The organism is Actinomadura fulvescens (assembly GCF_039533225.1).
GTDB classification, from domain to species: domain Bacteria; phylum Actinomycetota; class Actinomycetes; order Streptosporangiales; family Streptosporangiaceae; genus Spirillospora; species Spirillospora fulvescens.
The window spans coordinates 306415-330055 of record NZ_BAAATD010000003.1; the positions used below are offsets into that span (position 1 = coordinate 306415).

The following is a 23641-nucleotide window of genomic DNA, read 5'->3' on the forward strand; positions in this document are numbered from 1 at the left end:
TGAAGCGGTTGACAAGGGCCTGGAAGCCGGTAGTTTTGCTGCAGTCCAGCACGGGACTCACCGATCGGCCGCTCGAGGCGCCACCGGCACCGCGCCGCGACGGGCACGAGCGCGGACGCGCTTCCGGCCCGTCCGAGCCAGGTGCAGGTGACCGGCAGCCGCGTCACGGCGGAGCCGCCCGATCGGGCGGGGGCTTGGACCCGGGAAGGGCCCGGACATCCAGTAGAAAACGGAGCATCATCGTTCTCACCGCCTGTGGGACGACTCCGGCCCGATGGATGTCACGGGCCCTCTTCCGTGCCCCTGGAGTGTCCTTGGCATCCCCTCACCGTCTCCTGGTCGTGTCACGCCCGCCTGAGCGGTAGCGTTCCGGCCAGTGGTGTTCTCGACAAGGAGCCAAGGGTGGCGCAGGAGACTCTCCCGGAGCAGGCACCGGCCGTGGCCGGTCCCGCCGGGTCCGCCGGTGAGCCCGGCGACGACGCCCCCCGCGGGCGTGCCGCGCGCCTGGTGAGGTTCGGGCGGACCGGCGGGCGCGCCGGATGGCCGCGGACGCTCCTGGCGATCGCCGCGGGCCTGGTGATGTGGCTGGCGTTCCCGCCGGCCGACCTGTGGCCGCTGACGCCCGTCGGCGTGGCGATGCTGACGCTGGCGCTGCGCGGCCTGCGCGCCCGCACCGCCGCCTGGCTCGGCTTCGTCGGCGGCGCCGCGTTCTTCCTGCCCGTCCTGACCGGCATCATCAAGATCGGCCCCGACGGCTGGATCATCCTGAGCCTGGTCCAGGCGCTCTACTTCATCCCGCTGGGCATCGGCGTCGCGCTGGTGACCCGGCTGCCCGCGTGGCCGGTGTGGACCGCCGCCCTGTGGGTCGCCGAGGAACTGCTGCGCGGCAACGTGCCGTTCGGCGGCTTCCCCTGGGCGCGGCTGGCGTTCAGCCAGACCGCGACCCCGCTCACCCCCTACGCCTCCGTCGGCGGCGCGCCACTGGTCAGCTTCCTGACGGCCCTGATCGGCGGCCTGCTCGCCTACGCCGCGGTGACCGTCCTCGGCCGCCGTACGGGCCCGCCGCGGGCCGCGGCACGGCCGGCGGCCATCGCGCTCGGCGCCGCCGCGGTGATCGTCGGCGGCGGGCTCGCCATCCCGACGCCGGCCGCGGGCAGGCCGGTCACCGTCGCCGTCGTCCAGGGCAACGTGCCAAGGCTCGGCCTGGACTTCCACGGGCAGCGCAAGGCCGTGCTCGACAACCACGTGCGGCAGACCCACGAGCTCGCCCGGCGGATCCGCGCCGGCCAGGTCGCGCGCCCCGAGCTGGTGGTGTGGCCGGAGAACGCCAGTGACCTCGACCCCTACATCGAGGCCGACGCCTACACCGCCATCGACGGCGCCGTCCGCGACGTCGGCGTCCCGGTCCTGGTCGGCGCCCTGGTCGACACCCCCGACGGCGAGCGCGTGGAGAACCGCGGCATCGTCTGGGACCCGCGCACCGGACCCGGCGACTACTACGTCAAGCGGCACCCGGTGCCGTTCGGCGAGTACCTGCCGTTCCGCGGCGTCCTCACCAAGCTGATCACCCGCTTCGAACGCGTCCCGCGCGACTTCGCCAAGGGCACCCGCTCGGGCGTCATGCGGATGGGCCCCGTCACGATCGGGGACGTGATCTGCTTCGAGGTCGCCTACGACAAGGAGGTCCGCGACGTCGCCACGGGCGACCTCCTGGTCGTGCAGACCAACAACGCCACCTACGGCAGGACCAGCCTGCCGCCGCAGCAGATCGCCATGTCCCGGCTGCGCGCGGTCGAGCATGGCCGTACGATCTTGGTGGCCGCGACGAGCGGCATCAGCGCGATCGTGGCGCCGGACGGGACGATGATCGACCGGTCCCGGGAGTTCACCCCCGACATCCAGGTGGCGAGCGTGCCGGCGCGCACCTCGCGTACGCTGTCGGACCGGCTCGGGGCCAAGCCGGAGTGGGCGCTCGCGCTGCTGGCCGCCGGGGCGGCCGGTGTGGCCGTACGGACCGCCCGCAGGAAGAACGAGGGGAAGTAGACACCGATGGAGATCCCAGCCGAGCTCGGCAGGGTGCTCGTGATCATTCCGACGTACAACGAGCGGGACAACATCAAGAGCATCGTGGGCCGGGTGCGAGAGGCCGCGCCGTCGGTGGACCTGCTCGTGGTCGACGACGCCAGCCCCGACGGCACCGGTGACCTCGCCGACGCCCTCGCCGAGTCCGACGAGCACGTCAAGGTCCTGCACCGGACCGGCAAGGAGGGCCTCGGCCCCGCCTACATCGCCGGTTTCCGGTGGGCGCTGGAGCGCGGGTACGACGTCATGGTCGAGATGGACGCCGACGGCTCCCACCAGCCCGAGGAGCTGCCCCGCCTGCTCGCCGCGCTCACCGACGCCGACCTGGTGATCGGGGCGCGCTGGGTACCGGGCGGCAAGGTCCTCAACTGGCCCAAGAGCCGCGAGGTGCTGTCGCGCGGCGCCAACACCTACACCCGCCTGATGCTGGGCGTGCCGCTGCACGACGCGACCGGCGGCTACCGTGCCTTCCGCGCCGCCACCCTGCAGAAGATCGGCCTGGAGGGCGTCGACTCGCGCGGCTACTGCTTCCAGATCGACCTGGCCCTGCGGGCGCTGCGGCAGGGACTGAAGGTCGTCGAGGTGCCGATCACGTTCGTCGAGCGCACCCACGGCAGCAGCAAGATGAGCCGCGACATCATGGCCGAGGCGATGCTGCGCATCACCCGGTGGGGCGTGGAGGCCCGGACCGCCCGGCTGCGCTCCCGCCGCTGAACCGGGCACCCCGGTTTCGCCCTGCGCATACTCGCCCGGCCGGGGAGCGGCGGGGGAAACGATCGGCGTCTCCCCGGCGTTGACAGGGGCAGAGACGATCCCCTACGCGAAGATGGAACCATGCTTGCCCTCGTGATGGTCCTGGCGTTCCTGGTCATGCCGATCCTGGAGATCTACGTGATCATTCAGGTGGGCGAGGTGATCGGCGGCTGGTGGACCGTGGCGCTGCTGCTGGCCGAGAGCCTGCTGGGCGGCTGGATCGTGCGCCGCGAGGGCCGGCGCGCCTGGCGGGCGCTGCAGGACACCCTGCAGCGCGGCGTCATGCCCGACAGAGAGCTGGCCGACGCGGCGCTGGTGCTGGTCGGCGGTGTGCTGCTGCTGACGCCCGGGTTCGTCACCGACTTCTTCGGGTTCCTGTTCGTGCTGCCGTTCACCCGGCCGGCGGTCCGGCGGCTGCTGGTCGCCTACGCGGGACGGCGCGTCAGGATCGCCCAGACGCGGGTCGGCCCGATGTTCCCGCCCGGCGGCCCGGGCTTCGACCCGTTCGGTACCGCTCCCGGTGCCGCTCACAACGCCGGGTCGCCGGGCGGGCCGGTGGTCCGCGGCGAGGTCGTCGAGGACGACGACAAGCGCCCCTGAGGCCTTCTCAGCGCCCCGCGGTCCGGTGTCCCGTCCTTGCCCGGCCTCGGGGCGCGTGCTCAACGCCGGGGCTGATGAACGCGGAAGGGCCCGTGCCGTCGGTGGACGGCACGGGCCCTGCCCGATCGTGTGTCAGCTGATCATGCGGTCTTCCTGCGCCCCGCTCGCAGGATCGCCAGACGCTCGGCGAGGACCTCCTCCAGGTCTTCGAGCGTCCTGCGCTCCATGAGCATGTCCCAGTGGGTGCGCGGTGGCTTGCCCTTCTTGGCTTGGGGCAGTTCTCCGTCCACTCGCAGGGCGGTGGCGCCGCAGTTGCGGCATTCCCAGGTCATCGGCACCTCGGCCTCGGCTGCGAGCGTCACGGTGAACCGGTGGCCCTTGGTACAGGTGTAGTCGACCTCCTGCCGAGGGGCCAGATCGGTGTTGCGATCGTTCTCGTAGCTCGTCGCTCCGAGTCGGGTGCCGCGAAGTGCGCGCTCGGCCATCGTCACGTGCCTCCCAGACGGCTTGCGGTGTTGTACTCCCCAACGCTCTATGCCGAGACAAGATTCCCGCAGTAGGGCCGATCCAACCCTGTAGTTGCGGCCGTACTGAGCCGCACGGGAGAAAGTTTCAGCGGCCGGACCCCTTGCGGGAACTGAGGACCTCGTCTATCAGGCCGTATTCGCGCGCCTCGGCCGCGGTGAAGAACCGGTCGCGGTCGATGTCGGCCGCGACCTCCGCCAGATCGCGGCCGGTCGCCTCGGCCAGGATCTCCTCCATCCGCTCCCGCATCCGGATGATCTCCCGTGCCTGGATCTCCAGATCGCTGGACTGCCCCCGCTGGACGTCGGTGGCGGGCTGCTGGAGCAGGATCCTGGAGTTGGCCAGCGCCGCCCGGCGCCCGGGGGTGCCCGCCGCCAGCAGGATCGCCGCGGCCGAGCTCGCCTGCCCGACGCAGGTCGTCTCGATCTCGGGCCGGATGTACTGCATGGTGTCGTGCACGGCCAGCATGGAGGTCAGGGAGCCGCCGGGGGAGTTGATGTAGAGGCTGATGGGCCGGTCGGGGTCGATGCCCTCCAGCGCCAGCAGCTGCGCGGTGATGTCGTTGGCCGCGGTGTCGTCGACGGGCGTGCCGAGGAAGACGATGCGGTCCTCGAACAGCTTGTTGTACGGGTTCATCTCCTTGATCCCGTACGAGGTGCGCTCGACGAACGACGGCAGTACGTAACGCCCTTCCGCCATCAGGGGCCCACCCGTTCGGTGCTGTCGACGACGTGGTCGACGAACCCGTACTCGCGGGCCTGCTCGGCGGTGAACCAGCGGTCCCGGTCGGCGTCGGCCTCGATCCGCTCCAGCGGCCGCCCGGTGTGGAAGGCGGTCCTCTCGGCCAGCATCCGCTTGAGGTACAGCGTCTGCTCGGCCTGGATCTTGATGTCGGACGCGGTGCCGCCGATGCCGCCGTGCGGCTGGTGCATCATGATCCGCGCGTGCCGCAGCGCGTAGCGCTTGCCGGGCGTGCCCGCGCACAGCAGGAACTGCCCCATCGAGGCGGCCATGCCGAGCGCGACGGTGGAGACGTCGTTGGGCACGAAATGCATCATGTCGTAGATCGCCATCCCGGCGTCCACCACGCCGCCGGGGGAGTTGACGTAGAGGGTGATGTCGCGCCGCCCGTCCTGCGCCGACAGCAGGAGCAGCTGCCCGCACACCCGGTTGGCGAGCTGGTCGTCGACCTCCTGGCCGAGGAAGATGATCCGCTCGGCGAGCAGCCGTTCGTACAGCGCCGCCTCCGCCAGCATCGGCGCCTCGGCCACCGTGGCCCGGGCCCGCGGCGCGAACACCTCCGCCCGCGCACCGCCCGCCCCCGGGACCTGCGTTCCGTCCATGAGCCCTCCTCGTCAAGATCATCTGTACAGTCCGTACGTAATGTACGTGTGATGACCGTACTCTGGAGGACGAGCCAGGGCCAAGGGAGTTCGCCGTAAGATGAACAACGTGGAGAAGCCGGTAACGGAGGCGCGCGCGGAGTTCGCGGATCTGGTCAACCGCGTCGCCTACAGCGGTGAACGGGTCGCGATCACCCGGCGCGGCAAGGTCATGGCGGCGCTGGTGTCGGCCGAGGACCTGGAGCTCCTTGAGATGCTGAGCGCCGGGCGCATCGACCTCACGCAGTCCGGGCCCGCTGCGGCGGCGGAGGAGCGGCGCGCCCCGCAGAGCTCGCCCCTGCGGATCGCGGCCGAGTACCGCCCCGGCGGCCCGCCGCGCCCTCCTGGCTTCGGCCGCTGACCCGGGCGCCGGGTGCCTCGCGCCGCTCGTCCGCCTGCTCTTGATGACGTGACAGCGCCCCGGGCACGCCGGCGCAGTGGTGCCGGCGTGCCCGGGGCGCTGGACGGTTCCTGCGCTGCGGGCGTTGCTACAGGCTGCTCTCGTACGTCCGCAGGGTGGCGATGACCCGTCCCTTGGCGTCCAGGGCCGCGAGATCGGCGGGGGCGAAGCCTTCGTAGGGGTCCTCGGGGTTCGTCGGGCGCTTGGTCTTCGGTGGTCCCTGCTTGTGGTCCAGGACCGCCATGAAGTAGCCGCCCGCCCTGACCGGCACCAGGTGGCGCCGCCCGTCCTGCAGGGTCACGCGGATGGTGGTGGCGGGCGGCGCGGCCCGGCCGTACACGCCCATCCAGTCTCCGACCAGGGCGCCGTAGAGCCCGCCGAGAGCCCCCGTCCCCGGAAAGCTGACCTTGTCGGAGCACTCCAGCGAGCCGTCCTCGGCGTCCTCGGCGTCCTCGGCGTCCTTGCCGGGCTCAAGCCTGCGCAGGTACCGGCATTCGCCGCCCTTGGTGCCGGGGGCGGTCCACAGTTCCGCCGTCCCGCCCTCGGGCGCCTGCGCCCGGATGAGCATCCTCGCCTTGGAGGTAACCACGTCGCCCCATACGCTGTCGGAGTCGTTGCCCTGCTCGAACGCCTTGGTCACGCCGGTCGGGATGATCCCGGCGGCGTCGGCGCCGGCCCCGAGCGCGCCGATGCTCACCGTCGCGGCGAGGATGATCGTCCAGCGGCGGCGGCGGCGCCGCGGCGGCCGTTCGGTGGTGGCCGGGGCGTCCCGGCCGGTGGCCAGGATCCTGGCCAGGGCCCGGCGCCCTTCTGCGTCGTCGGCCGTGCCGACCTGCTCGGCCTCGCCGACCGGATTGCCGCGCCCCATGACCTCCCGGACGTGTGCCACCGTCTCGGCCGTGGGGGTCTCCGCGTGCCGCTGCCTCATGATTCAGCCTCCTTGGCCGCCAGCGTGCGCCGGCTGCGGGCTCGTCCGGTGTCCTGGTCGGCCAGCGCCCGGTCCAGGCGTTGCCGGGCGCGGTGCAGGCGCACGGCGAAGGTCTGCGGGGTGCATCCGGCGGCGGCGGCCGCGGCGGCGACGTCGAGGCCTTCCCAGCCCACCAGCCGCAGGGTCTCCTGATCCGCGGCCGACAGGCCGTGGAGCGCCTCGCGGAGCCGCAGTGACTCCACCACGGTCCCGGCGTGGTCGGCCCCGGTCCGCCGGGGCACGGCCGCGCCGAGCCGGGCTCCCAGGCGCAGCCTGCGGCGTTCGCCGCGGTGCTGGTTGGCCAGGGTGTTGCGGGCCACCGAGTACAGCCAGGGCAGGACCTGGTCGGCGTCGCGGGGTACCTCGTTCAGGCGCCGCCACGCGACCAGGAACGTCTCGGCCGCCACGTCGCGCGCCCGGTCGGGGTCGCTTCTGCGTGCCGCGTAGCGCAGCACGTCGGGATAGTGGCACTTGAACAGTGCCGTGAATCTCTCTTCGTCATCGTCCACACCCGCCTCCTGGGGCCCGTCGTCCGTTCGCCCTCCTATGTCCGGCAGCGGGTCCGGCATTACAGGGCGTCTCCGGTGATTCGCCGGGGGCCTGCCGTCGCGGGTCAGCCGGTCTGGCCGCCGGCGGCCGCCCGGGGCCACAGGCCGCGGGTGGCCATGACGTGCCGGAGGGTGACGAGCTCGTCGGTCATGATGCCGTCGATGCCCAGGTCGAGGAGGCGGTCCATGTCGGCGGCGTCGTTGACGGTCCAGGCGTGGACCTTCAGGCCGAGGTCGTGGGCCTTGGCGACGAACGCCTCGGTGACGAACGGCACGCGGCCGAGGCCGTAGGGGACCTGGGCGCAGGCGACGCCGGTGGCGGCCAGGCGGACGAGCTTGTCGGTGGCGCCGCCGTAGGACTTGGCGCGCAGCGCCATCACGCCGCGGGGGCCGAGGGACATGCACACCTCGCGGTCGGTGAACAGCGGGAGGCGGGCGCGCATCTGGGCCAGGCGCCGGGTCGAGAACGAGGTGATGCAGATCCGGTCCCAGGCCTTGGTGCGGTGCAGGGCCCGGGCGAGGGGGCCGATGACGGGGGCGTCCTTGAGGTCGATGTTGACGCGGGCCTCGGGCCAGGAGCCGAGGATGTCCTCCAGGCGGGGGATGGGCTCGGTGCCGGCGATGCGGGCCTTGGCGACCTGGGCGTAGGGGAGCCGGGCGATGGCGCCCGAGCCGTCGGTCACCCGGTCCAGGGTGCGGTCGTGGAAGGCGACCACGACGCCGTCGGCGGTGGCGTGCGCGTCGGTCTCCAGGTAGCGGTACCCGAGGTCGATGGCGCGCTGGAAGGCGGCCATGGAGTTCTCGGGGCGGCTCCCTGCGCCGCCCCGGTGGGCGAACGGGATCGGGCCGGGGTGGTCCAGGAATGCGTAGCTGCGCGGCACTCACCCGAGTATGGCGGCCCCCGCGGCCTTGCGCGACCTTACTTTGTCAAGGCAGTGGGCTGCGCTACGGTCCTTGACCTGGACACTCCAGAACATCCGTGACGAGAGGTGCTCCCGGTGGCTGACGTGAACGACTACAGGGCGGCGTTCGAGATGGTCGACGTCGACGGCGACGGTTACATCTCCAAGGCCGAGCTGGAGAATCTCATGCGCGCGCTGGGCCAGGCCATCACCAGCACGCGGGCGGTGGAGGTCGTGGTCCAGGCCGACGCCGACGGCGACGGCAAGATCTCGCTGGCGGAGTTCGCGGCGCTGCTGGAGGGTTAGCCGGCGCCGGCGGGGGGCCGGCCTGCCCATTCGCGGCGGCGGGCCTCGCCGAGGGCGATGGCGGTGGCGACCGCGACGTTGAGCGAGCCGACGCGGCCGATCTGCGGGATGTAGGCGACGGCGTCGGCGGCGGCGAGCAGGGCGGGGGAGCAGCCGTGGTCCTCGCCGCCGACGGCCAGGCACACGTCGCCGTCCAGGGGCGCCTCGTGCAGGGGGACGGCGTCGGTGGTGAGCTCGATCGCGATGAGCCGCAGGCCCCGCTCGCGGACGGCCGCGGCGGCCTCGGCTGGGGTGCCGGCGTGTTCCCAGGGGACGAGGCGTTCGGTGCCGAGGGCGGTCTTGGCGACGTTGCGGTGGGTCGGGGGAGTGGCGTTGCCGGCCAGCCAGAGGTGGTCGACGCCGAACACGGCGGCGCTGCGGATGATCGAGCCGATGTTGAACGGCTGGGTGACCGATTCCACCAGCAGCCCGAGCCGGGCCTCGGTGCGCCGGCGCCAGTCGCGGTTGAGGCGTTTGACGTCGGTGGGGCGCAACTGCTTGCGCTCGGCGGGCGTGGTCATGAGGTGGGGCCTTCTGTACGGGCGGACACGGCGAGGATGCGGTAGGCGGAGCGGGAGGCGATCCGCCGGGTCGGGAAGCCCTGGTCGTTGAGCCACCGCTGCAGGGAGTCGGAGCCGAGGTGCTTCTGCACGACCAGGTGCGCGGTCCCGGCGGGGGTGAGGCGGGGGAGCCAGGTGAGCATCAAGTCGTGCAGGGCGGGTTTGCCGATGCGGATCGGCGGGTTGGACCAGATGGCGTCGAAGCGCAGGCCGGGGTCGGTCTCGTCCGCCAAGCAGAACCTTACATTGTCAAGCCCGGCGGTGGTGGCATTACGTGTCGCCGCGGCGATCGCCCGTTCGTTCACGTCCACGCCGACGACGCTCGCCTGCGGCGAGCGCGCGGCCATGGTGAGCGCGATCGGGCCGTAGCCGCAGCCCAGGTCGAGCAGGGTGCCGGTGGCGGGCGGCGGGGGAACGGTTTCGAGCAGGATGCGGGTGCCGAGGTCGATCCGGTCGGGTGAGAACATCCCGCGGTCGGTCTCCAGCCGCAGGTGCAGGTCGGGCAGGACGAGGTCGACGCTGCGCGGACTGCTGGCGGCCCCGGGCCGTTGCGCGAAGTAATGTTCTCCCACGTCGGCCGACCGTATCAGCGCTGGGCGGGTGCCGCTCAGGGCAGGCGGGAGAACCAGGCGAGGGAGGCGCCGCCGGCGGCGAGCGCGAAGAGCAGCGCGATGCCGGTGTAGCGGGCCGAGACGTCGCGGTGCTCGGTCTTCCAGCCGAGTGAGCTGCCGATGTTGGCGTAGACCTCCGACAGCTGGCCGCCGTCGGCGGCCTCGTAGGCCTTGCCGGTGGTGCCTTCGGCGAGGGTGCGCAGGGTCTCCTTGTTGACCGAGACGCTGGTGGTCTCGCCTTCGATGTCGACGGTGCCGTAGGGGGTGCCGAAGGCGATGGTGGAGACCGGGACGTGGGCGGCGCGGCCGGCGTCGATGGCCTCCTGGACGGTGCGGCCGGTGGTGTTGTCGCCGTCGGACAGCAGCACGATGTGCGCGGGCGGCGGGTCGTTGCTGGCCTGGGCGTCGAAGGACTGGATCGCTTGCAGGCAGGTGAAGACGGCCTCGCCGATGGCGGTGCGCTTGGCCAGCACGAGCCGGTCGATGGAGGTGATGGCGGCCTGCCGGTCGGCCGACGGCGCGGCGACGAGGTTGGCGTTGCCGGCGAAGGAGACGACGCCGACGTTGAAGCGGCCGGGCAGGTCCTGGATGAACTTCTTGGCGGCCTGCTTGGCGGCGCCGAACCGGTCGGGGGCCACGTCCTTGGCCATCATCGACAGGGAGACGTCGACGGCGACCATGACGGTGGCGCGGTCGCGCGGGACCTTGACGGAGGTGGCGGGACGCGCGAACCCGATCATCATCAGGACGAGCATGGCGAGGAAGAGCAGCGCGGCGACGTGGCGGCGCCATCCCGGCCGTTTGGGCGCGACCTGGGAGAGCAGGGCGAGGTTGGTGAAGCGGACGGCGTAGCGGCCGCGGCGCAGCTGCAGGACCACGTAGGCGCCGGCCAGCAGCGGGAGCAGGCCGAGCAGCCAGAGCCGGTCGGGTGACAGGAACGTCATGGGCGCACTCCCGGCGCGACGGTGCGGCCGGCGGCGCGGCGCTGCCGGAGCGCGAAGCGGGCGACGTCGGCGATCCAGTCGCGGTCGGTGCGCAGGACGAGGTGGTGGGCGCCGCTGCGGCGGAGCGCGGCGCGGGTGTGCTCGCGCTGGGCGGCGGCGGCCGCGGCGTAGCGGGCGCGGACCTTCTTGCTGAGGACGACCTCGTGGACGGCGCCGGTCTCGGGGTCGGCCATCTCGACCAGGCCGATGTCGGGCAGGTCGAGTTCGCGGGGGTCGATGATCTCGACGGCGAGGACCTGGTGACGGGCGGCGAGGCGGCGCAGGGGCCGTTCCCAGGGCGGCGCGGCGTCCGAGCCGGTGCCAGGCGTGGCGGTGGCGGCGGGCGCGGTGTCGTGGGGCGGGAGGAAGTCGGAGATGATCACGCGGAGGCCGCGGCGGGTCTGGCCGCGGTCCAGGGAGGTGATCCCGGCGGCCAGGTCGGGGGCTTCGGCGGCGCGGGGGCCGGGAGGTGGGCGTCGAGCGAAGCTCGTCGATTGATTGGTGGCGGGTGGGGGCTGGGGGACGGTATCGAGGATGGCCTGGAGCATGTTGTACATGGCGGCCTTGCCGGTGCGGGCGGGGCGCCGGCGGAGCCCGTCGGGCTGGAGCAGGTAGCAGCCGACGCGGTCGCCGAGCCGGACGGTGAGGAAGCCGACGGCGGCCAGGGCGGCGACGGCGAGGTCGCGTTTGACCATGGTGCCGGTGCCGAAGTCCATGCTGGGGGTGAGGTCGACCAGCGCCCAGGCTTCGAGTTCGTGGTCGGCGATGAGGTCGCGGACGTGGGGGGTGGTGGTGCGGGCGGTGACGGCCCAGTCCATGTGGCGGATGTCGTCCTCGCCGGGCTGGTAGAGGCGGGCTTCGGCGAGTTCGGTGCCGGGACCGGGGATCAGGCCCATGTGCTCGCCGTGCAGGAGCCCGTCGAGGCGGCGGGTGACGCTCAGCTCCAGCCGCCGGAGGGTGCGTTCGGGGGCGAGGGCCGCGAGTTTGCGGCCGCGGCGGGGCCCGCGCGGCGCTCTCATCGGGCCGCCACCGCGACGCCGTGGTTCCACACCACGCGCGGTGGCGGGACGGCGGCGAGGATCTGGGCGATGACGTCGGCGGTCTCGACGCCGTCGGCGAGGGCGTCGAAGGTGAGCACGATCCGGTGGGACATGACGTCGCGGGCGACGGCGCGCACGTCGTCGGGCAGGACGTAGTCACGGCCGTTGATCAGGGCCAGCCCGCGGGCGGCGGAGACCAGGCCGAGGGTGGCGCGGGGGCTGGCGCCGATCTCGATGACGCGGCGCAGGTCGGGCAGGCGGTACTGCTCGGGTTCGCGGGTGGCCATGACGAGCCGGACGATGTAGTCGGCGACCAGTTCGTGCACCGAGACCTCTTCGGCGGCGCGCTGCAGGGTGGTGAGCTGCTCGGTGTCGAGGACCTCGGTGGCCTCGGGCGGGTCGACGCTCATGCGCTGCAGGATCTGCAGTTCCTCGTGGGCGCCGGGATAGTGCACGTCGATCTTCATCAGGAAGCGGTCGCGCTGTGCCTCGGGCAGCGGGTAGACGCCCTCGGACTCGATGGGGTTCTGGGTGGCCAGCACGATGAACGGCTTGGGCAGCGGGTAGGTGTTGCCGCCGAGGGAGACCTGGCGTTCGGCCATGACCTCCAGCAGCGCCGACTGCACCTTGGCCGGGGCGCGGTTGATCTCGTCGGCGAGGACGAAGTTGACGAAGACGGGCCCGAGCTCGACGTCGAACTGCTCGGTGGAGGGGTGGTAGATGCGGGTGCCGACGATGTCGGAGGGCACCAGGTCGGGGGTAAACTGCAGGCGGGCGAACGTGCCGCCGACGACCTGGGCGAGGGTGCCGACGGCGAGGGTCTTGGCGACGCCGGGCACGCCTTCGACGAGGCAGTGGCCCTTGGCGAGCAGGGCGACGACCATCCGCTCGACCATGTGCTCCTGGCCGACGATGACCTTCTTGACCTCGGCCACGGTGTGCTGCAGCAGCGCGGCGGCCTGGTCGACGTCGTGGGCGGCCACGGTCATCTGAGAGTCCTCGTCGTCTGGGAGTCCACACTGTCCTCCGGGTGCGGGCGGGCGCGTTCCGACCCTACGCGATCATCTTTACCCAATCGCGCGGTATCCCCACGTCCTCGGTGATCTGTACGGTCCCCGGGGGTTGTTAGTCTGACGGCCATGTCGAGGCCGCTGCCACCCGGAGACCCCGTCCAGCTGGGGCCGTACCGGCTGTCGGCGCGGTTGTCGGAGACCGCGGCCGGGATCGTGTTCCTCGGTGAGGACCACGAGGGGCGCCGGGCGAGCGTGGCGGTGCTGACGCGGGGCGCGGCGGGTGACGCCGCCGCGCGTGACCGGTTCCGTGCGGCGATCACGGCGGCGCTGCCGGGTCCGGGGCGCCCGCCGGAGTTCGGGCCGGAGGGGCCGGAGCCGGTGATGGCCGCGCAGCCCGACGGGCCCGCGCCGTGGGTGGCGGTGCGCTACGACGCCGACCGGCCCGACCGGGTGGGCGCGGAGCGTTTCCTGGATTCGGTGATGCTGGAGGGGGCGTTCCGGAGCCGCTGGGGTGGTGGCCGCCGCCGCGGTCCGCAGTTCCAGCCGTACTGGTTGGGGTCGGGCGCTCCGGCGCTGGAGCGGCCGCCCGGGCCACCGCCCGCGGTGGCCGTACCGGTGGAGCGGACCGAACGCGGCCTGGTCTCGGCGATTTTGACGCTGGCGGCGGTGCTGGTCGTGCTGGCGCTGCTGATGCTGGTGCTGTTCGCGTGCCAGCCGACGGTGAAGGACCTGCCGCCGCCTCCGCCCGAGCCGACGTTGCAGACGCCGACGCCGTCTCCGCCGCCGACCACCGAGGCGCCGTCGCCGAGCCCGTCGCCGACGCGGCCGACGCCGTCGCCGGGGGAGAGCGACGACGGCGGCGGCCCGGTCTGAACGGTCCCGCGCGTGAACCGTCCGCTGCCTGGGCTCGTCGCGGGGGAATCGGCGTTGCGTCCGGTGGGGCCGTGACGCGACCATGGGCGGATGCTGGAGAGCCTTCTCGCCTTCACGGGCGCCGCGTTCCTGATCGCCATGGCCCCGGGGCCGAGCACGGTCGTCATCATGCGCCAGTCGATGCGGTCGCGCCGCGCGGGGCTGCTGACGACGCTGGGCAACGAGGTGGGCGTGGTGGCGTGGGGCGTGGCCGCGGCGCTGGGGCTGTCGGCGCTGCTGGCGGCGTCGCAGCTGGCCTATGACGCGTTGCGGATCGCCGGGGCGGCGGTGCTGGTGTACTTCGGCGCCAAGGCGCTGTGGCAGGCGCGGCGCGGCGCCCCGGCGGCGCCGGTCGCGGAGGCCGAATCGGTGGATGTGGCGGGGTCGGGCCTGCGCTCGTTCCGCCTCGGCCTGATCACCAATTTCGCGAACCCGAAGGCGGGGGTGTTCGCGGTGTCGTTCCTGCCGCAGTTCGTGCCGGAGGGCGCAGCGGTGCTGGTGACGCTGATCGCGTTCTCGGTGCTGTGGGCCGTGATCGACCTGGTCTGGTACTCGGGCGTGGTGTGGCTGGTGGTGGCGGCGCGGCGGCTGTTCGAGCGGCCCGGGGTGCGGCGCCGCCTGGAGCAGGTGTCGGGTGTGGTGCTGGTGGGCCTGGGCCTGCGCCTGGCGGCCGAGTCACGCTGACCGAGCTCACCCTCGGGCGGGGTCACGGCGGCGGGCGCGCCGTCGTAGCCTGACACCATGATCACTTTGGATGGTCTCGCCGACCGGTACGTGGACGACTTCGCCGCCTTGGATCCCTGCCGTGCGGCGATGATGGGGATCGCCGGGCAGGAGGCGAACCTGACCGACTACGGCCCGGAGGGGTTCGCCGCGCGCGCCGACCTGTCGCGCCGTACCCTCGGCGAGCTGAACGCGCTGACGGCCGCCGGGAAGGTCGGCGACGGCGAACGCGTCGCGGCCGGGGTACTGCGCGAGCGCCTGGAGGTCGAGCTGGCGCTGGAGGAGGCGAAGGTCAACGACAGCTTCCTGGACACCACCGACGGGCCGCTGCAGCGGCTGCGGCAGGCGTTCGAGCTGCTGGACGACGGCCCGGCCACGCCGTGGGAGGCGATGTTGTCGCGGCTGCGGGCGCTGCCGGGCACGCTGGCGGGCCTGCGGACCACCCTGTCGCTGGCGCGGCGCGACGGCCGGGTCGCGGCGCGGCGGCAGGTGCTGCGCAACGTGCGTGCCTGCGCGCAGACCGGGGGCTACCTGGCGGAGGTGGCGGCCGGGTACGGCGACGGGCCGCTGCGCGGCGAGCTGGACGCCGCGGCGCGTGCCGCCGTGGCGGCCACGGCCGGGTTCGCGGCGTTCCTGGCCGACGAGCTGGCGCCCGCCGCGCCCGAACGTGACGCGCTCGGCAGGGAACGCTACGAGCTGGGCGTACGGGACTTCCTGGGGACGCGGCTGGACCTGGAGGAGACCTACGCGTGGGGGTGGGAGGAGCTCGCCCGGATCCGCACCGAGATCGACAACGCGGCGGAGCGGATCGTTCCGGCCGAGCCGCTGCGGGTGGTGCTGGCGGCGCTGGACGCCGACCCGGCCTACCGGGTGCGCGGCGCCGAGCGGTTCCGCGCGTGGCTGCAGGAGCTGGCCGACCAGGCCATCGCCGACCTGGACGGGACGCATTTCGACATTCCCGAGCCGCTGCGCCGGATCGAGTGCCGCAGCCCGGCCGAGGAGGGCATCTACTATCTGGCGCCGGCCGAGGACCTGTCGCGGCCCGGCACGGTGTGGTGGGGCGTCACCGACCCGGACCGGGAGATCGTCACCTGGGGCGTGCCGGCGACGATGTTCCACGAGAGCGTGCCCGGCCACCATCTGCAGCTGGGGGTCACCACGCTCAACACCGCGACGCTCAACCGGTTCCAGCGGCTGGCCGGTGAGCTGTTCCCCGGCCACTGCGAGGGCTGGGGGCTGTACGCCGAGCGGCTGATGGACGAGCTGGGCTACTTCACCGACCCCGCGTACCGGCTGGGCATGTGGGCGGGCGGCCAGCGGTTCCGTGCGGCGCGGATCGTGGTGGACATCGGCCTGCACCTGGAGCTGGAGATCCCCAAGGGCGCGGGGTTCCACGAGGGGGAGCGGTGGACGCCGCGGCTGGCGCTGGAGTTCATGCGCGACCACACCACGCCCGACATCCCGGTGGAGTTCGAGATCGACCGGTATCTGGGGCGTCCGGGGCAGGCGATCGCCTACAAGCTGGGCGAGAAGGTGTGGCTGGAGGCGCGGGAGGCGGCCCGCCGCCGTGACGGCGCGGCGTTCGACCTGAAGGCCTTCCATCGCCGTGCGCTGGATCTGGGCCCGATGGGGCTGGACATGCTGCGTGCGGAGCTGGCCGTGGCGTGATCGTCTCAGCTGTTCGGTGTCGCGGTCGTCACGGCTCTGGCGCGGTGTCGTCGGCGCGTGCGGTGAGGAAGTCACGTTCGACGGTGTTGCGGGCGGCGTCGGCGGCGCGGCGGTAGGCGGCGTGCGCCTCGGTGTGGCGGCCGAGGCGTTCGAGCATCTGGGCGCGGGCGGCGTCGAGGCGGTGGTAGCGCGCGAAGCGGGCGTCGCCGGCGATGCGGTCGAGTTCGGCGAGGCCCGCTCCGGGACCGGCCGCCATCGACACCGCGACGGCGCGGCCCAGCGCGGCGACGGGGGAGGGCCGTACCGCCAGCAGGACGTCGTAGAGCGCGACGATCTGGCGCCAGTCGGTGTCGGCGGCGGTGGGCGCCTCGGCGTGCAGGGCGGCGATCGCGGCCTGGAGGGCGTAGGGGCCGGTGCCGGCGGGGTGGGCCGTGCGCAGCGCGCGTTCGACCAGGGCGCGTCCTTCGGTGATCGCGGCGGCGTTCCAGCGGGAGCGGTCCTGGTCGGGCAGCAGGACCAGGGCGCCGCCGGGGCCGACGCGGGCGGCGCGGCGCGAGTCCAGCAGGAGCAGCAGCGCCAGCAGTCCGGTGACCTCGCTTTCGCCGGGCAGCAGGCCGGTCAGGAGGCGGGCGAGCCGGATCGCCTGGTCGAGCAGTTCGGGCCGGGTGAGGGTGGTGCCCTGGGTGCCGGTGTGCCCTTCGGTGAACAGCAGCGAGATCACCGCGAGCACGGCGGGGAGGCGTTCGGTGAGTTCGCCGCCGCGCGGGCAGCGGTAGGGGATTCCGGCTTCGTGGATCTTCTTTTTGGCGCGGGTGAGGCGGGCGGCCATGGCCGACTCGGTGACCAGGAACAGCCGCGCGATCTCGGGGACCCGCAGGCCGCACACCAGCCGCAGGGTGAGCGAGACCGACGCCTGCGGCGCGATCGCGGGATGGCAGCAGGTGAAGATGAGGCGGAGCCGGTCGTCGTGGGGCCGCGCCGCCATGTCGCCGTCCGCCTCGCCGCGTTCGCCGCGTTCGTCGGGTTCGTCGGGGACGATGAGCAGCGGGAGTTTGCGGGCGAGCGTGGCGCGGCGCCGCATCCGGTCCAGGGCCTTGCGGCGGGCGGTGGTGGTGATCCAGGCGACGGGGTTGCGCGGCACTCCGGTGCGCGGCCAGGTCGCCAGCGCGGAGACGAACGCCTCCTGCACGGCGTCCTCGGCCTCGTCCAGGTCGCGGGTGAGGCGCACGACGGTGGCGAGCGTCTCCGCCCACCCCCGCCGGTGCGCCTCGGCCACGGCGGCGCCGACGCCGGCCGGGCGGGTCCCGGTCACGCGCCGGCTGCCTGCTGGGCGGGTGTGCCGGAGTCCCAGATCGGGCGGATCTCGATGCCGGTGTCGATCGGGCAGTGGCGGGCGATCTCCAGTGCGTCGTCCAGGTCGCGGGCCTCGACGACGTAGTAGCCGCCGAGGTGCTCGGTCAGCTCCACGTAGGGTCCGTCGGTGACGGCCAGGCCGTCGTCGCCGGGCCGCAGCGTGGTCGCCGACGTCGAGGGCCGCAGCGCCTCCCCGGACCAGGCGATGCCGCGCCCGTCGAGGTACTGGGCGAACGTGACGTGCTCGGCGAGGACGCCGTTGAGCTCGTCCTCGGGAGCGGCGACCCAGTCCTTGTCGGTCTCGTACAGCATGAACATGTACTTCATCGGGGTCGTCCCTTTCGCGGTGGGGGTCGTTTCGTTCATACGACGATCGGCTCGCCCCGTAATCGACAACCGCCGGGTCAGGTCGCGGTGAGGGCGGCGCGGACCGTGGCGCCGATGCGGGCGATGGCGTCGGCGGGCCGCCGCGCGAACGAGCCCCAGCCGAGGAAGCCGTGGTCGAGGCCGGTGCCGGTGAGCAGGGTGACGTCGACGCCCGCGTCGGCCATGCGCGCCGCGTACCGCTCGGCCTGGGGGCGCAGCCGGTCGTGTTCGGCGGTGGCGACGATGGTGGGCGGCATGCCGGTCAGGTCGGGGGCGAGCAGCGGTGACACCTCGGGGACGGTGCGGTCGGTGTCGCGCAGGTACAGCTTCAGGATCCGGTCGACGCCCGAGCGGGGGAACCGCAGGCCGTCGGGGTCGGGCAGGTCGGGCGGCACGTCGCGCAGGTCGACGGCCGGGTACACCAGCAGCTGCAGGGCCAGGCGCGGGCCGGTGCCGCGCAGGCGCCAGGCGGTCGCGGCGGCGATCTGGCCGCCCGCGCTGTCCCCGGCGACGCCGAGCCGCCCGGGGTCCAGGCCGTGGGCGGCGGTGTTGGCGGCGGCCCAGCGGACGGCCGCGACGCCGTCGTCGACGGGTGCGGGGAAGGGATGCTCGGGCGGGCGCCGGTAGTCCACCGACAGCAGCGCGACGCCGCAGGCGACGGTGAGGGCGCGGGCGACGGGGTCGTAGGAGTCCACGTCGCCGAGGACCCAGCCGCCGCCGTGGAAGTACACCAGGCAGGCAGAGGGGCCGGTCGCGGCGGGGCGGTAGAGCCGGGCGCGCAGCGGCCCGCCGGGTCCGTCGATCGTGATGTCCTTGACGAGGTCGACCGTGGGGCGGGGGAGGGCGGCGAGGTCCGCGGCGTGGTCCTGGCGCAGCTGGGCGAGGGTCCTGCTGCCGGGCGGAGGCTCGGCGGCCAGCCGTCGCCGCAGGTAGGCCAGGTAGTCGGGGTCGCGGCCCATGGCTCTCCCGGAAGGTCGGATGTCCCACCTTGAACCTTACATTGTCAAGCAGGCGGGTGGAAAAACTCCTCTACCTCAGCTCTCCCTTAACCCGTCATCGATGCCGGACTCGCGCAGCGTGATGTTGAGGCGGCCACGGACCAGGCCGGGCGGGCCGTGGCCGGGGGAGGAGCGCGGTCATGGCCTCACCGTACGGCCGCCGGGGGTTGATCTAGGGTCGGGGTGATGGGAGAGGTGCGGCTGCGGGGAGCGGGGCTGACGGCGGTGCCCGCGTGGGTGTGGGATCGGCCCGGGCTGCGGTGCCTGGACGTCGGCGCCAACGCGCTGACGGAGGTCAGCGGGCGGCTGGTGGAGTTGACGGCGCTGGCGGAGCTGTACGTCGACGGCAACAGGCTGGGGGCGTTGCCGCCGGTGGCGTCGATGCCGGGGCTGCGGGTGCTGGATCTGAGCGGCAACGAGGATCTGGCGGTGCTGCCGGAGGGGTTGGGGGCGCTGCGGCGGCTCCGTTATCTGTATGCGGCGGATCTGGGACTGAGCTCTGTGCCGGAGGAGGTCGGTGCGCTGGCCGATCTGGTGTATCTGAACGTGAACGACAATGGCCTGACGGTGTTGCCGCCGGCGGTCGGCGCGCTGGGGAGTCTTCGGGAGTTGCGGGCGATGCGCAACGCGCTGACCGCGCTTCCCGCGGAGATCGGTGGGTTGGCGGGGCTGCGTGAGCTGCATGTGGAGGGCAACCTGCTGGCCGGTGTTCCGGAGGCAGTGGGGCAGTTGGTGGAGCTGAGGGTCCTCAACCTGCGCCGTAACCGTCTGACCGCGGTGCCGGAGGCGGCGGGCCGGTTGCGGTCGCTGCGTCATCTGGATCTGCGCGCCAACGGCGTGCGGACGCTGCCGGGGTGGCTGGGGGAGATGCCCGCGCTCGACAAGCTCGATGTGCGCTGGAACCCTCTCGGCGCGGGGTCCGGTGAGGTGATCGGCGCGTTGGAGGGGCGCGGCTGCGTCGTGTACGCGTGAGGGTCGCCGGGGGGTCAGCGGGCGGGCTGGTGGGCGGTGGCCGCCCAGGTGGCGGCGTCGATGCGGTAGAGGACGTGGCGTTTGACGGGGTGGCCGTCGGGGACGGCGGGGTGGTCGAAGTCGTCGGCGGGGTCGTGGGTCATGCCGATGCGGCGCATGACGGCCTGGGAGCGGTGGTTGGTGGTGGAGGTGAACGAGACGATCTCGTTCAGCCCGGCGTCCTGGAAGCCGAACGCCAGGGCGCGGCGGGCGGCCTCGGTGGCGTAGCCGTGGCCCTGCGCGGTGGTGGCCAGGCGCCAGCCGATCTCGACGCCCGGCAGGAAGTGGGCGTCGAAGGCGGGCACCGACAGGCCGGTCAGGCCGATGAAGGTGCCGGTGCGGGCGGTCTCGACGGCCCACAGGCCGAAGCCGTGCCGGGCGAAGCCGGCGGTGATGCGGTCGATGAGCGCATCGCTTTCGGCGCGGGTGAGGGTGGCGGGGAAGTGTTCCATGACGGCGGGGTCGGCGTTCATGGCGGCGAACGGCGCGCGGTCGTCGTCGTGCCAGCCGCGCAGGATGAGCCGTTCGGTGGTCAGCACCGGTACCGGGGTCATTGCGGAACTTTACAGCGGCGCGGGAAAAACCCGTTGAAACCGGGGTGGGGTTGCGGGCAGGGTGGGGATCGATGATGCCGCACCGAGCGGGAAGGGAGCCGGGGATGACGTGTTGTCCGCGTGTCGGCGCCGTGGCGTGTGCCCGGCGGTCCCGGCCGGCCGGATCGGTGTGTCCCGTGTGACGACGGGTTCGCCGCCGCCGTCCGGAGCTTCCGGGCCGGCGGCTTTTCGTTTTTCTGGACGCAGTGGCCGAGTGGTGAGGCAGCGGTCTGCAAAGCCGCGTACGCGGGTTCGATTCCCGCCTGCGTCTCGGTGGCCCGGTCATCGGGTCGGCTCTCCGTAGCTCAGGGGACAGAGCTCCGGCCTCCGAAGCCGGGTGCGCAGGTTCGATTCCTGCCGGGGAGACAGCGGTCAGGGGACGGTGAGCAGCGCGATGGCGGCGCCGGCGCCGCACAATCCGAGGATCTGCCTGCGGGTGAGGCGTTCGCGCAGGAACACCAGCGCGAGCACGACGGGGATGACGGGATAGAGCGCCGCGAGGACGGTCGCGACGGCCAGCAGTTCGCGGTGCGCGGCGATCCAGTACAGCAGGACCGCCGTGCTGCCGACGGTGCCGACGGCGAGCGCGGGCAGGGCTTGGCGTGCGGGCAGGCGCAGGGGGACGCCGGCCGCGGCCAGCGCCCAGGGGAGGGTGACCGCGACGGACGCGGCGCGGCTGGCGGCGATGGGCCACAGTCCGGCGTCCAGGGGGACGGGTTTGAGGGCGAGGTACTGCACGGCGAAGCCCGTTCCGGCCAGGAGAGCGTCGGTGACGCCGGGTGCCGGCCGGAGGCGGCCGGTGCGGTGGTGGGCGCCGGCGTGTCGCGGCGGGGTGGTGCGGGGGCCGGCGGGTGGGGGAGCGGGTCCGGCGGCGGCCAGCCAGATGGCGGGGATCGTCAGGGCGATGCCGGCGGCGCCCAGTGGTGACGGCCGGTCGCCGAGGACGGCGAGGCCGACCAGCACCGGGATCGCGACCGTGCCGATGTCGCTGAGCGGCACCACCACCGACAGCGATCCGCGTCCCATGGCGCGGTAGAGGAACGCCACGCCGATGCCCGATCCGGCGCCCGACAGCGCGCCCCAGGCCAGGTCGGCCGCGCGGGGGCTCCCGGAGGTCCACAGCAGCGCGGCGGCGACGGCGATGGCGGTGCCGCCGAGCTGGGTGTGCAGGGCGACGGTGACGCCGGGTGCGCGGCGTGCCAGCAGCCCGGCCGTGAAGTGGGTGATCCCGAATCCGGCGGCGGCCGCCAGGGCCAGCAGTTCTCCGGGCATCATCGTGTTCCCCTCATGTCCCTTTGCCTAACCGTGGTCACCGCCGTAAACGTGCGTGGCCCGTGGCCGGCGCCGTCGCGCCCGGGGCGGGGTGGGCATGTTTGCCGGTGACGGGCCGGGTAGGGCGCTGGGTGACCCCCCGTGACATCGGCGGCCGCGACATCCACCGGAGGACACGCGATGACCACGTTCGGATGAGCGACGGCGGACCCACAGCGAGGAGGGAACGATGACACAGGTCGCCGACTACGTCCTGGCGCGGCTGCGGGAGTGGGGCGTGCACCGGGTGTACGGCTATCCGGGGGACGGCATCAGCGGTTTCCTCGGCGCGTTCGAGCGCGCCAAGAACGATCCGGAGTTCCTGCAGCCGCGGCATGAGGAGATGGCGGCGTTCATGGCGTGCGGTCACGCCAAGTTCACCGACGAGGTCGGGGTGTGCATGGCCACGTCGGGGCCGGGCGCGATCCATCTGCTCAACGGCCTGTACGACGCCAAGCTCGACCACGCGCCGGTGGTGGCGCTGGTGGGGCAGCAGCGGCGGGCGTCGCTGGGCGCCGACTACCAGCAGGAGGTCGACCTGGCGGCGCTGTTCAAGGACGTGTCGGAGTACGTGCAGGTGTGCATGACGGCGGCGCAGGCCCGGCATCTGGTGGACCAGGCGATGCGGACGGCCGCCGCGAGCCGCGGTGTCGCGACCATTATCTTTCCCGAGGACGTGCAGGAGGAGGAGGCGGTGCCCGCGCCGGAACGGGCGCACGGCAGCGTGTTCTCCGGTGTCGGTTTCCATCGCGGCCAGGTGATCCCGCGGGTCGACGACGTGCGGGACGCCGCCGAGATCCTCAACGCCGGGACGAGGGTGGCGATCCTGGCGGGGCAGGGCGCGCGCGGTGCCGCCGCCGAGCTCACCGAGGTCGCCGACCTGCTGGGCGCCGGTGTGGCCAAGGCGCTGCTGGGCCGTGACGTGCTGCCCGACGATCTGCCGTTCGTCACCGGCCCGGTGGGGTTGCTGGGCTCGCGCGCCACCGACGACATGCTCATGAGGTGCGACACGCTGCTGATGGTCGGCACCGGGTTCCCCTACGCCGAGTGGCTGCCCGAGGAGGGCAGGGCCCGGGTGGTGCAGATCGACCAGGACGCGCGCCGCATCGGCCGCCGGGTGCCGGTCGACGCGGGGTTGGCCGGTGACGCGCGGGAGGCGCTGCGGCTGCTGATCCCTTATCTGGAGCGCAAGGAGGACCGCACCTGGCGGCGGGGCGTCGAGGCCGACGTCGCGGAGTGGTGGCGGATCCTGGAACGCCAGGCGCACCAGCGGTTCGAGGCGATCAATCCGCAGCTGGTGGCGTGGGAGCTGAGCGACCGGCTGCCCGGCGGCGCCATCCTCACCGCCGACTCGGGGTCGGGGACCACGTGGTGGGCGCGGCAGCTGCGGTTGCGCGCCGGGATGCGCGCGTCGCTGTCGGGCACGCTGGCCACGATGGGGCCGGCGGTGCCGTACGCGATCGCGGCGCGATTCGCCCATCCCGACCGGCCTGTGGTGGCGTTCGTGGGGGACGGCGCGTTCCAGATGAACGGCATGAACGAGATGATCACGGTCGCGCGGTACGGTGACCGGCTGGCCGGGGCGCCGATGGTGTTCTGCGTGCTGAACAACCGTGACCTGAACATGGTGACGTGGGAGCAGCGCGCCATGGGCGGCGACCCGAAGTTCCCCGCCTCGCAGGACCTGCCCGACGTGCCGTGCGCGGCGTTCGCCGAGCTGCTGGGGCTGACGGGCATCCGCTGCACCGACCCCGACCAGGTCGGCGCGGCGTGGGAGCGGGCGCTGGGCGCCGGCCGGCCGGTCGTGCTGGAGTTCGTCGTCGACCCGCGCGTGGCGCCGCTGCCGCCGCACATCATGTCCGACCAGGCCAGGAAGACCGCCAAGGCGCTGTGGCACGACCCCGACCGGGTTGGGGTCGCGGCGATGGCGTTCCGGCAGAAGCTCGCCGAGTTCTTCGAGGTCCGCCGGCACGGCTGACCGAGGGCTCCGGCGAT

26 protein-coding genes and 2 tRNA genes are annotated in these 23641 nt (G+C 73.2%); 12 read left to right on the top strand and 16 right to left on the bottom strand.

Features of this window, described 5'->3' with window-relative positions; genetic code table 11:
• The first annotated feature begins 402 nt into the window (after positions 1–402).
• The 3 genes from lnt to ABD333_RS13360 all read left to right on the top strand — a co-directional run bounded on the left by lnt (position 403) and on the right by ABD333_RS13360 (position 3435).
• Positions 403–2043: an apolipoprotein N-acyltransferase gene (gene lnt, locus ABD333_RS13350; protein ID WP_344540879.1), complete on the top strand. Its 1641-nt coding sequence runs from the start codon at positions 403–405 to the stop codon at positions 2041–2043.
• A 6-nt stretch (positions 2044–2049) separates the two neighbouring features.
• Complete coding sequence (locus ABD333_RS13355; RefSeq protein ID WP_344540880.1) at positions 2050–2796, top strand: polyprenol monophosphomannose synthase; 747 nt, start codon at positions 2050–2052, stop codon at positions 2794–2796.
• A 120-nt stretch (positions 2797–2916) separates the two neighbouring features.
• Positions 2917–3435: an FxsA family protein gene (locus ABD333_RS13360; RefSeq protein ID WP_344540881.1), complete on the top strand. Its 519-nt coding sequence runs from the start codon at positions 2917–2919 to the stop codon at positions 3433–3435.
• A gap of 140 nt (positions 3436–3575) precedes the next feature.
• Here ABD333_RS13360 and ABD333_RS13365 read toward each other — a convergent pair whose 3' ends face one another.
• The 3 genes from ABD333_RS13365 to ABD333_RS13375 all read right to left on the bottom strand — a co-directional run bounded on the left by ABD333_RS13365 (position 3576) and on the right by ABD333_RS13375 (position 5216).
• The gene (locus ABD333_RS13365; RefSeq protein WP_151560963.1) at positions 3576–3920 is read right to left on the bottom strand and encodes an RNA polymerase-binding protein RbpA; all 345 of its coding nucleotides are present in this window, start codon (positions 3918–3920) and stop codon (positions 3576–3578) included.
• A 127-nt stretch (positions 3921–4047) separates the two neighbouring features.
• Complete coding sequence (locus ABD333_RS13370) at positions 4048–4659, bottom strand: ATP-dependent Clp protease proteolytic subunit (protein WP_344540882.1); 612 nt, start codon at positions 4657–4659, stop codon at positions 4048–4050.
• Positions 4659–5216: an ATP-dependent Clp protease proteolytic subunit gene (locus ABD333_RS13375; protein ID WP_344541565.1), complete on the bottom strand. Its 558-nt coding sequence runs from the start codon at positions 5214–5216 to the stop codon at positions 4659–4661. The genes ABD333_RS13370 and ABD333_RS13375 overlap by 1 nt, the downstream gene beginning before the upstream one ends.
• Positions 5217–5403: 187 nt before the next feature.
• Here ABD333_RS13375 and ABD333_RS13380 point away from each other — a divergent pair, with 187 nt between their 5' ends.
• The gene (locus ABD333_RS13380; protein ID WP_344540883.1) at positions 5404–5703 is read left to right on the top strand and encodes a type II toxin-antitoxin system Phd/YefM family antitoxin; all 300 of its coding nucleotides are present in this window, start codon (positions 5404–5406) and stop codon (positions 5701–5703) included.
• A 127-nt stretch (positions 5704–5830) separates the two neighbouring features.
• On the opposite strand, the gene ABD333_RS13385 is transcribed toward ABD333_RS13380, so the two are convergent.
• From ABD333_RS13385 to ABD333_RS13395, 3 genes are all read right to left on the bottom strand, one after another.
• Complete coding sequence (locus tag ABD333_RS13385; RefSeq protein WP_344540884.1) at positions 5831–6670, bottom strand: hypothetical protein; 840 nt, start codon at positions 6668–6670, stop codon at positions 5831–5833.
• Positions 6667–7218 (bottom strand): RNA polymerase sigma factor, encoded by a 552-nt coding sequence (locus tag ABD333_RS13390; RefSeq protein WP_344540886.1) that lies wholly within the window; start codon positions 7216–7218, stop codon positions 6667–6669. The genes ABD333_RS13385 and ABD333_RS13390 overlap by 4 nt, the downstream gene beginning before the upstream one ends.
• A gap of 104 nt (positions 7219–7322) precedes the next feature.
• Positions 7323–8138 (bottom strand): glycerophosphodiester phosphodiesterase family protein, encoded by an 816-nt coding sequence (locus tag ABD333_RS13395; protein WP_344540888.1) that lies wholly within the window; start codon positions 8136–8138, stop codon positions 7323–7325.
• Positions 8139–8255: 117 nt separating this feature from the next.
• Here ABD333_RS13395 and ABD333_RS13400 point away from each other — a divergent pair, with 117 nt between their 5' ends.
• Positions 8256–8465 (top strand): EF-hand domain-containing protein, encoded by a 210-nt coding sequence (locus ABD333_RS13400; protein ID WP_344540889.1) that lies wholly within the window; start codon positions 8256–8258, stop codon positions 8463–8465.
• Here ABD333_RS13400 and ABD333_RS13405 read toward each other — a convergent pair.
• Genes ABD333_RS13405 through ABD333_RS13425 form a run of 5 tightly spaced genes read right to left on the bottom strand, consistent with a single transcriptional unit; the run spans position 8462 to position 12687 of the window.
• Complete coding sequence (locus ABD333_RS13405) at positions 8462–9025, bottom strand: TrmH family RNA methyltransferase (protein WP_344540890.1); 564 nt, start codon at positions 9023–9025, stop codon at positions 8462–8464. The genes ABD333_RS13400 and ABD333_RS13405 overlap by 4 nt on opposite strands.
• Entirely contained in the window at positions 9022–9636 is a 615-nt protein-coding gene (locus tag ABD333_RS13410) for a class I SAM-dependent methyltransferase (RefSeq protein WP_344540891.1), read from the bottom strand. Before ABD333_RS13410 ends, ABD333_RS13405 begins: the two co-directional genes overlap by 4 nt.
• A 35-nt stretch (positions 9637–9671) precedes the next feature.
• A complete protein-coding gene (locus tag ABD333_RS13415; RefSeq protein WP_344540892.1) occupies positions 9672–10619 on the bottom strand; it encodes a VWA domain-containing protein in 948 nt (315 codons plus the stop codon).
• Positions 10616–11677 carry a DUF58 domain-containing protein gene (locus tag ABD333_RS13420; RefSeq protein ID WP_344540893.1) on the bottom strand — a complete coding sequence of 354 codons (1062 nt, stop codon included), beginning with the start codon at positions 11675–11677 and terminating at the stop codon, positions 10616–10618. Before ABD333_RS13420 ends, ABD333_RS13415 begins: the two co-directional genes overlap by 4 nt.
• A complete protein-coding gene (locus ABD333_RS13425; RefSeq protein ID WP_344540894.1) occupies positions 11674–12687 on the bottom strand; it encodes an AAA family ATPase in 1014 nt (337 codons plus the stop codon). Before ABD333_RS13425 ends, ABD333_RS13420 begins: the two co-directional genes overlap by 4 nt.
• Before the next feature lie 150 nt (positions 12688–12837).
• Here ABD333_RS13425 and ABD333_RS13430 point away from each other — a divergent pair, with 150 nt between their 5' ends.
• From ABD333_RS13430 to ABD333_RS13440, 3 genes are all read left to right on the top strand, one after another.
• Entirely contained in the window at positions 12838–13584 is a 747-nt protein-coding gene (locus ABD333_RS13430) for a hypothetical protein (RefSeq protein ID WP_344540895.1), read from the top strand.
• Positions 13585–13674: 90 nt separating this feature from the next.
• A complete protein-coding gene (locus tag ABD333_RS13435; RefSeq protein WP_344540897.1) occupies positions 13675–14307 on the top strand; it encodes a LysE family translocator in 633 nt (210 codons plus the stop codon).
• Between the two features lie 57 nt (positions 14308–14364).
• Positions 14365–16014, top strand: coding sequence for a DUF885 domain-containing protein (locus ABD333_RS13440; RefSeq protein WP_344540899.1), 1650 nt, complete (start codon positions 14365–14367; stop codon positions 16012–16014).
• A gap of 28 nt (positions 16015–16042) precedes the next feature.
• Here the strand turns inward: ABD333_RS13440 and ABD333_RS13445 are convergent, their stop codons facing one another.
• Genes ABD333_RS13445 through ABD333_RS13455 form a run of 3 tightly spaced genes read right to left on the bottom strand, consistent with a single transcriptional unit; the run spans position 16043 to position 18692 of the window.
• Positions 16043–17326 carry an RNA polymerase sigma factor gene (locus ABD333_RS13445; protein WP_344540901.1) on the bottom strand — a complete coding sequence of 428 codons (1284 nt, stop codon included), beginning with the start codon at positions 17324–17326 and terminating at the stop codon, positions 16043–16045.
• Entirely contained in the window at positions 17323–17733 is a 411-nt protein-coding gene (locus tag ABD333_RS13450; protein ID WP_344540903.1) for a YciI family protein, read from the bottom strand. The genes ABD333_RS13445 and ABD333_RS13450 overlap by 4 nt, the downstream gene beginning before the upstream one ends.
• Positions 17734–17771: 38 nt before the next feature.
• Positions 17772–18692: an alpha/beta hydrolase gene (locus ABD333_RS13455; protein ID WP_344540905.1), complete on the bottom strand. Its 921-nt coding sequence runs from the start codon at positions 18690–18692 to the stop codon at positions 17772–17774.
• 225 nt (positions 18693–18917) lie between these two features.
• Here ABD333_RS13455 and ABD333_RS13460 point away from each other — a divergent pair, with 225 nt between their 5' ends.
• Positions 18918–19703 (top strand): leucine-rich repeat domain-containing protein, encoded by a 786-nt coding sequence (locus tag ABD333_RS13460; RefSeq protein WP_344540906.1) that lies wholly within the window; start codon positions 18918–18920, stop codon positions 19701–19703.
• Between the two features lie 14 nt (positions 19704–19717).
• Here ABD333_RS13460 and ABD333_RS13465 read toward each other — a convergent pair whose 3' ends face one another.
• Positions 19718–20296: a GNAT family N-acetyltransferase gene (locus ABD333_RS13465; protein ID WP_344540908.1), complete on the bottom strand. Its 579-nt coding sequence runs from the start codon at positions 20294–20296 to the stop codon at positions 19718–19720.
• Positions 20297–20535: 239 nt separating this feature from the next.
• Between ABD333_RS13465 and ABD333_RS13470 the strand changes: the two genes are divergently transcribed.
• Both ABD333_RS13470 and ABD333_RS13475 read left to right on the top strand, forming a co-directional pair.
• Positions 20536–20606: transfer RNA gene (locus ABD333_RS13470), tRNA-Cys, on the top strand.
• A 23-nt stretch (positions 20607–20629) separates the two neighbouring features.
• Positions 20630–20701, top strand: a tRNA-Arg gene (locus tag ABD333_RS13475).
• A 6-nt stretch (positions 20702–20707) separates the two neighbouring features.
• On the opposite strand, the gene ABD333_RS13480 is transcribed toward ABD333_RS13475, so the two are convergent.
• Positions 20708–21610, bottom strand: coding sequence for an EamA family transporter (locus tag ABD333_RS13480; protein WP_344540910.1), 903 nt, complete (start codon positions 21608–21610; stop codon positions 20708–20710).
• Positions 21611–21836: 226 nt separating this feature from the next.
• Between ABD333_RS13480 and ABD333_RS13485 the strand changes: the two genes are divergently transcribed.
• Positions 21837–23624 carry a thiamine pyrophosphate-requiring protein gene (locus ABD333_RS13485; RefSeq protein WP_344540912.1) on the top strand — a complete coding sequence of 596 codons (1788 nt, stop codon included), beginning with the start codon at positions 21837–21839 and terminating at the stop codon, positions 23622–23624.
• The last annotated feature ends 17 nt before the right edge of the window (positions 23625–23641 follow it).

Excerpts from the sequence above, each read along its gene's own strand:
- ABD333_RS13355 (WP_344540880.1), top strand. The coding sequence starts at position 2,050 with ATGGAGATCCCAGCCGAGCTCGGCAGGGTGCTCGTGATCATTCCGACG.
- ABD333_RS13360 (WP_344540881.1), top strand. The coding sequence starts at position 2,917 with ATGCTTGCCCTCGTGATGGTCCTGGCGTTCCTGGTCATGCCGATCCTG.
- ABD333_RS13365 (WP_151560963.1), bottom strand. The coding sequence starts at position 3,920 with ATGGCCGAGCGCGCACTTCGCGGCACCCGACTCGGAGCGACGAGCTAC.
- ABD333_RS13370 (WP_344540882.1), bottom strand. The coding sequence starts at position 4,659 with ATGGCGGAAGGGCGTTACGTACTGCCGTCGTTCGTCGAGCGCACCTCG.
- ABD333_RS13375 (WP_344541565.1), bottom strand. The coding sequence starts at position 5,216 with ATGCTGGCGGAGGCGGCGCTGTACGAACGGCTGCTCGCCGAGCGGATC.
- ABD333_RS13380 (WP_344540883.1), top strand. The coding sequence starts at position 5,404 with ATGAACAACGTGGAGAAGCCGGTAACGGAGGCGCGCGCGGAGTTCGCG.
- ABD333_RS13385 (WP_344540884.1), bottom strand. The coding sequence starts at position 6,670 with ATGAGGCAGCGGCACGCGGAGACCCCCACGGCCGAGACGGTGGCACAC.
- ABD333_RS13405 (WP_344540890.1), bottom strand. The coding sequence starts at position 9,025 with ATGACCACGCCCGCCGAGCGCAAGCAGTTGCGCCCCACCGACGTCAAA.
- ABD333_RS13415 (WP_344540892.1), bottom strand. The coding sequence starts at position 10,619 with ATGACGTTCCTGTCACCCGACCGGCTCTGGCTGCTCGGCCTGCTCCCG.
- ABD333_RS13420 (WP_344540893.1), bottom strand. The coding sequence starts at position 11,677 with ATGAGAGCGCCGCGCGGGCCCCGCCGCGGCCGCAAACTCGCGGCCCTC.
- ABD333_RS13425 (WP_344540894.1), bottom strand. The coding sequence starts at position 12,687 with ATGACCGTGGCCGCCCACGACGTCGACCAGGCCGCCGCGCTGCTGCAG.
- ABD333_RS13430 (WP_344540895.1), top strand. The coding sequence starts at position 12,838 with ATGTCGAGGCCGCTGCCACCCGGAGACCCCGTCCAGCTGGGGCCGTAC.
- ABD333_RS13435 (WP_344540897.1), top strand. The coding sequence starts at position 13,675 with ATGCTGGAGAGCCTTCTCGCCTTCACGGGCGCCGCGTTCCTGATCGCC.
- ABD333_RS13440 (WP_344540899.1), top strand. The coding sequence starts at position 14,365 with ATGATCACTTTGGATGGTCTCGCCGACCGGTACGTGGACGACTTCGCC.
- ABD333_RS13450 (WP_344540903.1), bottom strand. The coding sequence starts at position 17,733 with ATGAACGAAACGACCCCCACCGCGAAAGGGACGACCCCGATGAAGTAC.
- ABD333_RS13455 (WP_344540905.1), bottom strand. The coding sequence starts at position 18,692 with ATGGGCCGCGACCCCGACTACCTGGCCTACCTGCGGCGACGGCTGGCC.
- ABD333_RS13460 (WP_344540906.1), top strand. The coding sequence starts at position 18,918 with ATGGGAGAGGTGCGGCTGCGGGGAGCGGGGCTGACGGCGGTGCCCGCG.
- ABD333_RS13465 (WP_344540908.1), bottom strand. The coding sequence starts at position 20,296 with ATGACCCCGGTACCGGTGCTGACCACCGAACGGCTCATCCTGCGCGGC.
- ABD333_RS13480 (WP_344540910.1), bottom strand. The coding sequence starts at position 21,610 with ATGATGCCCGGAGAACTGCTGGCCCTGGCGGCCGCCGCCGGATTCGGG.
- ABD333_RS13485 (WP_344540912.1), top strand. The coding sequence starts at position 21,837 with ATGACACAGGTCGCCGACTACGTCCTGGCGCGGCTGCGGGAGTGGGGC.